Here is a 12,596-nt window from a genome sequence, read left to right as displayed (position 1 = left end):
TCATCTATTCTTCTTGCTCTTGCTGCAGCTGATGCTCCTCCAGCTACTCCTCCTACTACTAAAATTCTTTTACTCACAACTATCACCTCTTATAAAAATTTAAAAAATATAATTATCTATTGTATGATTATTTACTATACATTTTTTTAGCAAACATATTTCCTATAATTCCACCACTTACCATGAAGATTAAAAATACCCATCCAGATAGAGAGAAATTAGCTATAGGTGTATATAAAGCTCCTACATTACATCCATTAGCTAAACGAGTACCTAATCCCATAGTAATTCCACCTAATGCAAATAATAAAAATTGCTTCCCAGTTATATTTAATTCTGAAGTAAACATTTTTTTAAATATACCAGCAGTAAATAAATAAATTGCTGTTCCTATTATGATTCCAACGTTTTGGACCGTTATTGGATGTTCAAAAAACGGTAAGTTAAATACATCTGCTGGCATCTTAGTAAACTCTGAAATTGAATCAGCAGATATTCCAAAATTCATTAAAAACTTACCAAACCATATTCCATAAGGAGTTGATGCTCCCCAACCAGCTTTAGTTACTCCCATTAATATTACAAATAATAATGTTATTACTACTGCACCTTGCTTTAAAGTCCAAGGTTTTATAAAAAGTTTGTTATATGATTCTTTACTAAATAAACTATAATTTGAACTATCTTCCATTAAATATTCATCTTGAAGTTTTTCAGTAGGATGTTGAGTATAACTATTATTTCTTTTTCTATATCTTTCATACTTATATGATATTGAAACAACTATTAAGCAAAATAGTCCTATAAGCAAAAGTGATCCTAAATAACCTTGAAGTCCATCCCATTTAAATAAATCTGGTAAAAATACTCCTCCAGATAATTCTTTACCTGTACTTGAAACTACCCATGAATTTGTAACAAATGATGCTGTTTTTTGTATTGGAAATCCTACAAATATTCCTAAACTAAAAAATACTAATGTTATTAATGCTCTTGGTAATCCAGTTATTAAATCAGTAAGTACTCCTGATGCACAACATGCAGAAAATGTCATACCAAATCCGAATAATAATCCTCCTAAAATCAATCCTAAATTTATTGGGTTTACCCATAAATTATAGGAAGTAGGATCAGAATTATATAAAAATGCAGATGTTGCAAATGCTGAAATAAAGAACATAAACATTAAAGTTCTCATTAATTTAGTTGAACCTGTTGCATAGGCTCTATTTATGCTTCCTGCAAACCCGCTATATGCTCTAGTCAGAGTATATCCTAAAGCTAATCCTATTAATAATCTAAAAAATAACATATCCGTCTTTAAAAAAACATTTCCAATTAATACTGTTAATAGTAAAATAATGAATCCAATGATATTTTCTATAGCATTACTACTGTCTAAATTTTTTCTTTTTCCACCTATCTTATTGCTAGAAACTTCTGTGTTTATCACAATATACACCTCCGATTGATTTAAAATTAACATATTGTTGCGTTATTATTTTTGTAAATTAGTAAATACTCCCTCCTTATTGTTTGATTTTTAACTTATATATATATAGCTTTACGTGATTACAGTTATAGTATATACTGATAGATGATAATAGTAAATTAGATAAAATTTATACAATATTGATAATATTTATAGCAGTTAAATTTTAAGCTAAGGAGATGGAAGTATGAATTTAGAATATCTAAAATCTTTTTATTGGATTGCAAAATCTAATAGTATTTCAAAAGCTAGTAAAAAACTTCATATTTCTCAACCAGCCCTTAGTAATCAATTAAATAGGTTAGAAGATGAATTAGGCTCTTCATTATTGAAACGCTCAAATAAAGGTGTTTTACTTACTGCTACTGGAGAGATAGTTTTTGATTATTCAAAATCAATTTTTGCTCTTGAAGAAAACATGCATAATAGTATAGAAGAATTAGACAAATTAAAAGATTTATTATCTATAGCTGTTTGTAAAAGTTTTGGCTCTAGCTATTTTGCATCTAAAATCCATAATTTCAAAGATATTCATAGTAAAGCACAAATTAAAATTGATACTTATAATTCTTTAGATGTAATAAATAAAGTGTCGAATCACGATTATAATATTGGTATTATTTTAAGTCAATTACCTTTAGATAATCTAGAACAGCTAGAATTTTTTAATGATGAATTATTACTCTTTACAAATAAAGATTACCCTCATGATTCAATAGATATTAAACAATTAAGTGAAATTCCTATAATAATTAGAGAAAAGCAATCTAAAATGTATAAACTATTAGATAACTTTGCCCGAGCAAATGACTTAGATATAAATAATTTTAATATATTATTCAGTACTAATTGCGTAAGCATAACAAAGTCTTCTATAATCAATGGATGCGGATTTACATTTTTCCCCAAATCAAGCATGTATATTGAATTAAAAAATAATTTATTAAAAGAAATTCACATAAATAATGCTAATAGAAAAGATTTTCTTAGCTATAAATATTCAGTTATTAAAAGAAGAAAATATGAATTAAATTATTATGAAAAAAGATTAAATGAATTTCTATTAAAATTATAAAGCGTATTAACTTTTATAACTATAAAAGTTAATACGCTTTATTTTTATATTATAGGTGAAAGTAATAATACCTCTTCATTTTCACTATATATCCTATTAAATTGAGATATAGGTAGTGGATTTTCTCCAAGTCCTGTTTCAAATGTATATCCTGGAAGGTTATATTCCTTTATAAACCAATCCTTATAACCAGCAAATGCTGCAGCATAAGGTACATCTGATAATCTATATCCTGTTATATTTGAAAATACTTCACCAATAGCCCTAGCATTAGGAGGATTGAAATCAAGATATTGCCAATATATTACCCTTCCTTGAGTATGATAAGCAAGTGTCATTTTAAAATTATGTTCTCTAGTAAAATCAACCATAGCTTTCGTTTCCGGTTCTGATAAGGGAGAAGAACCTCCATATCGTGTAGGTCCTGGTCCTGTTACTCCAAGTTCAGCTTCCTGATCTTTAGCTTCTTCCCAATTAGCTGGATAATTTCTATTTAAGTCTACCCCCCTTATATTTGCATTCCAAACTTTAGATAGTGGTTCACCTGTATCATTCCATTCTAATATTTCTTCATAATATGGATTTTCAGGTGTTATACCATTTATTACAACATCTACTCCATCAGGATTTACCATAGGAACTATATAAATACTGCTTGATTCCCAGATATCATTTATGTTATATCCTCTAATAAAATTATTGTTTACAAAAGCTTCTAAAAAATTTTCTGTAAAACTCATCATAACTGGAGAATTTATCCATTCCAATGAATGATGACTAGCATTATAAAATACTTCATTAGGTCCATTGCCTAATCTTATATAATATAAATTTTTTCCAAGTACTGATTTTCCTATTGTTCCAACTTCTAAAAAAGGATATCTTGCTTTTAACCCTTCTATATTTTTTTCTAATAACTCATAAGTATATCCTACATCAGTTAACACTACATCAATACCATATGGCACAACTATTTTTGTCCCCACAATTAAATTATTTGGATCCAAATCAGGATTTGCTACTATTATAGAATTGACATTGGTATAATATTTATTAGCTATGCTATAGAAAGTATCTCCTTGCTTAATAGTATAATTATCATATCCTAAAATAAATCGTTCCAATAAACTCCATGTATTTGGACCTACTATACCATCACTTATTAATCCATTATCATTTTGAAATCTCATAACTGCCCTTTGTGTATTAATACCATATATACCATCAATAGCTCCAGGATTATATCCTATTTTAGATAAAACACTTTGAACTATCTTAACTTTATTACCTCTGGAACCTAATTTTAAAATTTCCATAGTCTCACCTCTATTAATAGTTATGATATATAGTATTACTATGGATATTTTTTGTTACTCATTACATTCTTCGTGATGAATATGCTGATGACATATTGAGTCAGTTGATACTAATTCTCCAGTTATATAACTTTCTACTAATTTTCTTGCATTACCGTGAGCTCCAGTTATTACTTCTATATTTTTATTGTTAAATATATTTATAGCTCCAGCTCCCATTCCTCCTGAAATTATAACATTAACTCCTAAATCATTTAAAAAATTAGGTAAAAATCCTGGCTTATGTCCTGGATTTGTTATAGATTCATTTTTAATAATATTATTTCCTTCCACCTCATAAATATTAAAATTCTCACAATGACCAAAATGCTCTGTTACTAAATCTTTTTCACTAGCTACTGCAATTTTCATTTAAACTCCTCCTATTTTATGTGTTTAATATTTTTATAGCTTGATTAAATACATCTTTTACTTTTTCCCCTATTTCACAATCAATATCTACAATAGTCTTTCCAATATTTATAGCTTTAATGGCATTTCTATCAAATGGTAATTTACCTATCATAGGTATTTCATTATTTTTGCAAAAATATTCAATTTCTTGACTTTTATCAATATTAACATCATATTTATTTATACATATAGCAGTTTTGATTCCAAATTTATATGATGTTTCAACAATTCTTTTCATATCAGTTATTCCAGATATAGAAGGTTCAGCTACAACTAAAACCATATCTACACCAGTTATTGAAGCAATAACTGGACAACCTATTCCTGGTGAACCATCTATTATTGCTAATTTTCCTCTTGTAATTGGCATATTTAACCTCTCTTTTACTTTGGTTACCAATTTCCCTGAAGTCCCACTTCCCATTTTAAGTTCTGCTGTTGAAAATACTTTATCTTCAGTATAAAGATCTAGTCTTCCTGCTATATCAGGTTGTAATTTAGCTGCATTCACTGGACAAACTAATTCACAAACTCCACATCCCTCACAACTATAAGTATCTATTTTATAACTATCTTCTTTTTTTACTATTGCATCAAATCTACAATTATCGAAACATTTTCCACAACTTATACATATATCACTATGGATATATGATTTATCCATTCCATAATAATCTTTAGTAATAGATTTGCTTAAATCATCTATTACAAGGTGTAAGTTTGGGGCATCCACATCACAATCTGCAAAAACTTTATCTTCTGAAAGTTTTACAAAACTACTTGCAATAGTAGTCTTTCCTGTTCCCCCTTTACCACTAAGGATTAGTAATTTCTGCATGCCACACCTCCTTAGTTACTTTTTCTAATAATGACGAAAATAACTCTTTATATTTATCATTTACTCTTGAAACAATCTCCCCATTAGAATTTAAATTTCCAATTGATTTATCAAAATATATTTTTTCTAATATATTTATATTTTTTTCATTACAAAATTCTTCTATGGGATTATTTTTATCTGTATATTTATTTAATACTACACCATGAGGCTTATTAAATAATTTTACTAAATCATATACCATATTCAAATTATGAGATCCAAAAATAGTTGGCTCTGCTACTAATATACAATAATCAGCATCTTTTATACTATCCATAACTATACATGAACTTCCTGGTGGACAATCTATGATATTATAATTATTATTATCAATATATTTTAAAGATTCTTTAATAATAGGCACACCAGATACTTCACCAATATTCATAATTCCAGATATTACACTTACGTTATTTGAAATGCCTTTTTCTACTATCCCTATTTCTTTTTTCTTTTCAGTTATGGCATTAGCTGGACAAATAATAGAACAGCCTCCACAAGAATGGCATACATCTTCAAATACTAAAACTTTATTAGTATATGCTAATGCATTAAATTTGCAAAACCCCACACATTTTTTACATCCAGTACAAATATTATTATCTACTTCTGGAATATTTACATATATACTATTTCTAGTTATATTAGTAGGTTTAAAAAACAAATGGCCATTGGGTTCTTCTACATCACAATCAATATATGTTGAATTGCCAGCTACTTCAGATAAATTTACAGATATGAATGTTTTGCCAGTACCACCTTTACCACTTAATACTGCTATATTCATTATCTTCTTCCTCTACCTCTATTATTATTTCTTCCAACCCCATGAAAACCAGCATGTATTTCTGTTAATTCATTTAATTTACCTTCTTTTAATAACTCTATATTTTCTTTTATAGCCCCTGCAATGGATCTATATAGTTTTATATTAGAATTTTCAAATACTTCAGCTGAATTTTTACCACATCTTGGAGTTATTAAAGAATCAATATTTTGATCTACTAATATTTGAGCTGCGCTTATACCAGCTCCACCTTGACTTGCTGCTGCTGTATTATCTATAAAAACACTAGATTCACTTTCAGTATCATATATCAAAAAATAATTTGCACGTCCAAAAGTATTATTAATATAACTATCTATAGATTTTTCGCTTACTGGCATTGCTATTTTCATATTCACACATCTCCTTCTTTTTTATTAATTAACTCTCGTTTTCTACAACCTTTCCCACAAGGCTTATTAGAATTTATACAAAGATTATAATTTCCACCTTCAATAACTATTACTTTTCCATTAATTAAAGAATCAGCAAGTTTTTTTCTAGCTTTATCATATATTCCTTGAACAGTAGTACGAGCTATATCCATTTGTTCTGAGCATTCTTTTTGTGTAAAATTATTTAAATCAATTAATCTTATAGTTTCATACTCATCTACTGACATAATTATAACTTCTTTAACAATTCTCCCTATGCCCATAGGTCCAAATCTTTTGTTTTCTGGCAGCGAGCACACTCTCCTTCTTTTTTTAGGACGTGGCAAATAATTCACCTCCATTCATTATTGACATATGTCATCTATAAAATAATTATACTACATTTGCGACATATGTCAATAACTTTTTAAAAAATAACCATTAGACTTTTAAAAGTCTAATGGTTTAATTTATTTAAGATTTCCCTGTGTAGTGTCTACATATTCTCTTGCTCTTCCACATCTTGGTCTATATTCACTTTCATATGTTCTACTCACTCCACATCTCAGTTGGTTTTCTTTATCATAAGATCTGCTCATTCCACATCTTAACATATTTACTTCTTCTTTTTCATGTTGATGTCTTTCCATTTTAAAACACCTCCCAATTTATTTATATCCATAATTATAATTATTTATGCATTTCTTTGTATTAAATAAAAACACCATATATTAATATATGGTGTTTTTATTTAATACAACTCCTAAAATATTAATATTCAATTTTTCTAATATTTGTTTACTCTCTAATAACTTATTAATTTTTGTTTTATTTGATTCACATATTAAAATTGTACTATCTGTAATAGTTGATAAAACTGCTGCATCTGCTGTTGATAGTAATGATGGTGAATCTATAAGTGCTATATCATAATTGCTTTGAACTTCTTCTAATAAATATTTCATTCCAATTGAGTCTAAAAATTCTGAAGAATTTGAAGGATCTATTGATAAATAACCAGCAGTTAATATGTCAAGATTTTTAACATATGTAGATTTTATAAGCTCTTTATAAGAAATATCATAGTTTTCTAATAAATTAGTGAGTCCTCCATCATTTGTGACATCAAAAACATTGTGAATACAAGGTTTTTTTAAGTTGCAATCTATAATTAATACATTTTGATTATTTTGAGCCATTGCCACGCCAAGATTTGATACTATAGTGCTTTTTCCCTCCAATGGTTCTGAACTAGTAATTAAAATAGAATATATATTATTTTGAGTTAATGAATTTATATTGATTCTTAACATCTTATAGGAATCATCAATATTAAAAATATTCTCATCTGTCTTCTCTGTAATTTTTGATATTTTCCCTATAACAGGTAAATCCGTTTTTTCCTCTATATCTTTTGCACTTTTAAAAGTATTATCAATATATTCAAGAGATAAAATCACTAATACTCCTATACTACTTCCTAATATTCCACCTATAACTAAATTTAGCTTTATATTTGGTTTAATTGGTTTTAAAGGTGTTTCAGCTTTATTTATTACTTTTATTCCTAATGTTTTAGAATGCTTATCTACATATTCTATAAATTTACTAGCTATTCTATTAGCAATATCCCTAGAAGTATTAGCTTCTTTATAATCTACTTCTATTTTAATAATTCCTGTATTTTCAACTATATCAACTTTCATATTTTCATTTATATCTAAAAACTCTTCATCTAATGATAAATCATCTATTACTTGGTTTATTATTAAACTACTCTTTGCAATTTCTTTTAATGTTTTAATTATTCTTTCATCTGTTATAATACTTATAAAATCACCATTATATTCATAACTTTTCCCATCATTTATTATCAAAGTAGTAGAAGATCTATATTCAGTTTCTAAAACAAATAAACTTAATACTAAACTGATTATTAGCATTATAATTATAGATAAAGCTATTATCCATGACCTCTTCCTCATTATATTATAGACATCTTTTAAATCTAACTCCTCCATATATTCCCCCTAACCCCTATCTAATTTTTAATAAATAAGGTCTTATAATTTGGAACTATTTTCTGTAAATAATCTTTAACTTCTTGAACATTACCATTACTTGTTATTTCCTTTAATTTTTCTATTTCTTCAACTAATAATTCATAATCTTTAAATTGAGGTTGAGCTATAAAAATTTTTTCATGATTTGTTGATAATATTCCTTCACCATCTAGTAATAATTCTTCATATAATTTTTCACCATCTCTTAAACCAGTAATTACAATAGGTATATCTTTATAAGGCTCAAATCCAGAAAGTTTTATTAAATCTTCTGCTAAATTTAATATTTTAACTGGTTCACCCATATCTAATATAAATATCTCTCCACCTAATGCCATAGCACCTGCTTGAATTACAAGTTGAACTGATTCCTGTATAGTCATAAAATATCTTATTACATTTTTATGAGTTACAGTAACAGGGCCACCTTCTGATATCTGTTCTTTAAATAAAGGGATTACACTTCCATTACTACCTAGTACATTCCCAAATCTAACTGCTACAAATTCAGTTTTGCTAATATTATTTATAGATTGAATATACATTTCACATAATCTTTTAGATGCACCCATTACATTTGTAGGATTTACTGCTTTATCTGTAGATATCATTACAAATCTTTTTACATGGTATTTATGCGCTGCTAATACTACATTTACTGTCCCTAATACATTATTCTTTATTGCTTCTTTTGGATTACTTTCCATTAAAGGAACATGTTTATGGGCTGCAGCATGAAATACTATATCTGGCATTAAATTTTTTATAACTTCATTTATTCTTTGTTTATCTCTAATAGATGCAATTATAATTTTTATATCTATATTCTTATATTTTCTTTTAATTTCATTTAGTAAATTATATGCATTATTTTCATAGATATCCAATATAATAATTTTTTTAGGATTAAATTTTGAAATTTGTCTACATAACTCAGAACCTATTGATCCTCCTCCCCCAGTTACTAAAACATTCTTACCTTTTAAATGTTCACTTATTTCTTCAACTTTTAATTTTACTTCTTCTCTCCCTAGTAAGTCTTCTATTTTGACATACCTTATATTATTAATACTTCCTCTACTTTCAATATACTCAGACATATTAGGAAGAATCTTAATTTTACACTTAGTTTTTTTACATTCATCAATTATATCTCTAATTTGTTTTTTATCTGCTGATGGAATAGCAATAATTATCTCATCAATATTTTTATTTTTTACAACATTTACTATTTCAGTTTTTCTCCCCAAAATAGGTATTCCATTTATTCTTTGACCTATTTTTTTCTCATCATCATCAATTACAACAATTGGTTTATAATTTAATTTAAGATTATTTTTAAACTCTCTTATTATCATTGCCCCAGCATCTCCAGCACCGATAATCATAATTCTCTTTATATTATTCTTTAAATTTAACTTCCTCTTTTTAAATTCTCTTATCACTCTATAACTCAAACGACTTCCACCAACAAATAAAATATCAATAATAAATATGAGTATATATATATTTTGTGGAAAACTAATTTTCCTTAATATAAAATAAAATAAAACAATTATATTAGAAATAAAAACAGCTGCAAGTATTTGTATTAATTCTTCTATACTTGCATACTTCCAAAAATTTTTATATAGCTTTAAATATGAAAATATAATAAGCTTGATAACTGTTATAATGATAAAGTTATTAGTTATATAACTTAAATATATTAAAGGAATATTAGAATCAAACTTTAAATAAAATGATAAATAAAATGATATATTAATTAAAATAATATCTATAATAATTAGTATTAATTTTTTAGTTTTTCTACCCATATTAATAACCCCTAACTTAATTCATTAATCATAATATATTTATTGCCTCCTCTAATTTTTCAGCAATATAATCAATTTCATCTATGGTTAAATTATTGTAAAATGGTAATGCTATAGTAGAATTACTTATTTTTTCAGTAATAGGAAAATCATTTTGTTTAAAACCAAATACTTTTTTCATATAAGGCTGTAAATGTATTGGACTAAAATATGGTTTGCATCCAATATTATTATTTGATAAATATTCTAATACTTTATTTCTATCAATGTCACTATTTAATCTTATAACATATACAAACCAACTCATTTTTGTAACTTTAGTATCTATATATGGGATTATAATTCCTTTAATTTCTTTTAATCTTTCATTATACATATTAGCTACCTTTTGTCTCTTTTCTAATATTTCATCTAACCTTTCCATTTGCACTATTCCAATAGCAGCTTGTAGTTCATTCATCCTATAGTTATATCCTATCCTTTCATGATGAAGCCACATTTCTGTAATAGCTCTTCCCTGGCTCCTAAGACTTCTACATAAATCTGCTATTTCATCATTATTAGTTATAATCATGCCACCCTCACCTGTTGTTATTTGTTTATTAGGATAAAAAGCAAATACTCCACAATCTCCTAATGTCCCTGATTTTATTCCATTATATTCTGAACCAATTGCTTCGCATGAATCTTCTATAATTTTAATTTTGTATTTGTCACCTATTCTTTTTATTTTTTCCATATTATTTGGATGTCCAAATACATCTACTACTAATATTGCTTTTGTTTTATCAGTTATTTTTTCTTCTATTTTATCTATATTCATATTTAATGTATCTTTGTCTATATCTATAAAAACTGGTTTTGCTCTCTCAAATAAAAAACAATTAGTAGATGCAACAAAACTAAAAGGGGTTGTTATTACTTCATCTCCTTCTTTAATATCTAGAGATTTAACCAATAAATGAAGTCCACTAGTCCCACTATTGACAGCTATTGCATGTTTTACATGAAAATAATCTTTAAATTTTTGCTCAAATTCATTTATTTTTGGACCAATACTTAATATATTGGATTTCATTACTTCAGTAACTATATCTATTTCCTTTTGAGTTATATCAGGCTGTGCTAAATTAATCATATTTTACCTCCTAAATTCAATAAGATTTTATATTATTAATATATTCAAAAACTCCTTTTATATTTTTTAGAATTTTCATTTCAATCTTGTAACCAACTTTATACCATCTATCTAAGTATTGGAGTAGCATTGCCATATACAAATAGTCAATTCTATATTCAGTTTTCATCTTCATATCAAATATTTCAAAAATTTTATCAAAATATTTATCATATTTTCCATCAATATAATTATCTAAATAAAGATTATTAGAATTAGTAAAACTTTCATTAAGAATCATAAAGCAAAAATCATAAATTATTATAAAGTACGTAGAATATTCCCAATCAATGTAGTAAATGCTTTTCTTATTATTTTCAACTAATATATTTGAAGTCCAAAGATCACCATGTAATTGTACATATGGAAATTCCTCCTCCAGTAATTCATCTTTAATGTTTTTCTTAAGAAAATCAATAAAATCTGTCATTTTGGGCAATTCTTCAGTTATTTGTTTTATATTCTTATAATAATAGTCCCCAGAGTTTTTACATAATTTTATATATTCTATTTCTGTTTTAAATGCATTTTTTATTACCTTTTCATAATCTTCATTAGTCCACTCAAAATTTGGCTTATAATCAATATATTTTTCAACTGCCATTAGATCACTGTCATTCTTGCTTAAGATTTTAGGAAGATTAAAATATTCCTGAAATCTATTATATTTTTTAACTCTATTTATATAATCTTTTTTATTAGAAAATATTAATAATACTCTATTAGTATTTAAATCAAATATTTTAATCTCTTTTCCACTCATAGATGGTAAATATAAATTTCCTTGAAATATAGAATCGTATCTTGATGACTCTTTTACAATCAAGGTCTTATTAAAAAAAAGTATCTTTATGCATAAATTTAAAAGTCTTTTTAGAATTGATTTCTTGAAAACTGCTCTTGTATAGCTATTTTCTAACATATTACTTACTGTACTATAAGTGAGAGAATCATTTTTATACAAATAAGTCAATAAATCATCTATTTTATATTCTCCCTCTTCCAAATATTCAGAATGGGATTTAAAATATTCTAGCATTTTCTTCTTACTTTCTATATATTTTTTAACTTTAATTATCATTTTCTCACCCTTATTTATGACATGTTTTATCTATATATATTA

The 12,596-nt window shown here is 26.2% G+C and carries 13 protein-coding genes; 1 reads left to right on the top strand and 12 read right to left on the bottom strand.

Annotated features, from left to right (window positions below):
- Positions 1-127: 127 nt before the first annotated feature.
- Positions 128-1,453 carry a YeeE/YedE family protein gene (locus D3Z33_RS14350; protein ID WP_347561288.1) on the bottom strand — a complete coding sequence of 442 codons (1,326 nt, stop codon included), beginning with the start codon at positions 1,451-1,453 and terminating at the stop codon, positions 128-130.
- 226 nt (positions 1,454-1,679) lie between these two features.
- On the opposite strand from D3Z33_RS14350, the gene D3Z33_RS14345 reads away from it, so the two are divergent.
- Positions 1,680-2,567, top strand: coding sequence for a LysR family transcriptional regulator (locus tag D3Z33_RS14345; protein WP_160198464.1), 888 nt, complete (start codon positions 1,680-1,682; stop codon positions 2,565-2,567).
- Between the two features lie 44 nt (positions 2,568-2,611).
- On the opposite strand, the gene D3Z33_RS14340 is transcribed toward D3Z33_RS14345, so the two are convergent.
- The 11 genes from D3Z33_RS14340 to D3Z33_RS14290 form a co-directional block, all read right to left on the bottom strand.
- A complete protein-coding gene (locus tag D3Z33_RS14340; protein ID WP_160198463.1) occupies positions 2,612-3,883 on the bottom strand; it encodes a M14 family metallopeptidase in 1,272 nt (423 codons plus the stop codon).
- Between the two features lie 54 nt (positions 3,884-3,937).
- The gene (locus D3Z33_RS14335) at positions 3,938-4,294 is read right to left on the bottom strand and encodes a NifB/NifX family molybdenum-iron cluster-binding protein (RefSeq protein ID WP_130806261.1); all 357 of its coding nucleotides are present in this window, start codon (positions 4,292-4,294) and stop codon (positions 3,938-3,940) included.
- Between the two features lie 16 nt (positions 4,295-4,310).
- On the bottom strand, positions 4,311-5,174 hold the full coding sequence (locus tag D3Z33_RS14330) for an ATP-binding protein (RefSeq protein WP_160198462.1): 864 nt from the start codon (positions 5,172-5,174) through the stop codon (positions 4,311-4,313).
- A complete protein-coding gene (locus D3Z33_RS14325; RefSeq protein ID WP_160198461.1) occupies positions 5,152-6,003 on the bottom strand; it encodes an AAA family ATPase in 852 nt (283 codons plus the stop codon). The genes D3Z33_RS14330 and D3Z33_RS14325 overlap by 23 nt, the downstream gene beginning before the upstream one ends.
- Positions 6,003-6,395 (bottom strand): NifB/NifX family molybdenum-iron cluster-binding protein, encoded by a 393-nt coding sequence (locus tag D3Z33_RS14320; RefSeq protein ID WP_160198460.1) that lies wholly within the window; start codon positions 6,393-6,395, stop codon positions 6,003-6,005. The genes D3Z33_RS14325 and D3Z33_RS14320 overlap by 1 nt, the downstream gene beginning before the upstream one ends.
- Positions 6,396-6,397: 2 nt before the next feature.
- Entirely contained in the window at positions 6,398-6,763 is a 366-nt protein-coding gene (locus D3Z33_RS14315) for a DUF134 domain-containing protein (protein ID WP_130806257.1), read from the bottom strand.
- Positions 6,764-6,886: 123 nt separating this feature from the next.
- On the bottom strand, positions 6,887-7,066 hold the full coding sequence (locus tag D3Z33_RS14310; RefSeq protein ID WP_160198459.1) for a hypothetical protein: 180 nt from the start codon (positions 7,064-7,066) through the stop codon (positions 6,887-6,889).
- 81 nt (positions 7,067-7,147) lie between these two features.
- Positions 7,148-8,437: a polysaccharide biosynthesis tyrosine autokinase gene (locus tag D3Z33_RS14305; protein ID WP_160198458.1), complete on the bottom strand. Its 1,290-nt coding sequence runs from the start codon at positions 8,435-8,437 to the stop codon at positions 7,148-7,150.
- A 20-nt stretch (positions 8,438-8,457) separates the two neighbouring features.
- Entirely contained in the window at positions 8,458-10,296 is a 1,839-nt protein-coding gene (locus D3Z33_RS14300) for a polysaccharide biosynthesis protein (protein WP_160198457.1), read from the bottom strand.
- 28 nt (positions 10,297-10,324) lie between these two features.
- Entirely contained in the window at positions 10,325-11,434 is a 1,110-nt protein-coding gene (locus D3Z33_RS14295; protein WP_160198456.1) for a DegT/DnrJ/EryC1/StrS family aminotransferase, read from the bottom strand.
- A gap of 16 nt (positions 11,435-11,450) precedes the next feature.
- Positions 11,451-12,554 carry a phosphotransferase gene (locus D3Z33_RS14290; protein ID WP_160198455.1) on the bottom strand — a complete coding sequence of 368 codons (1,104 nt, stop codon included), beginning with the start codon at positions 12,552-12,554 and terminating at the stop codon, positions 11,451-11,453.
- Positions 12,555-12,596: the final 42 nt, after the last annotated feature.

This window comes from Senegalia massiliensis, assembly GCF_009911265.1.
In the GTDB taxonomy this organism is placed as follows: Bacteria; Bacillota; Clostridia; order Tissierellales; family SIT17; genus Anaeromonas; species Anaeromonas massiliensis_A.
This window is presented reverse-complemented; position numbering and strand designations above follow the sequence as displayed.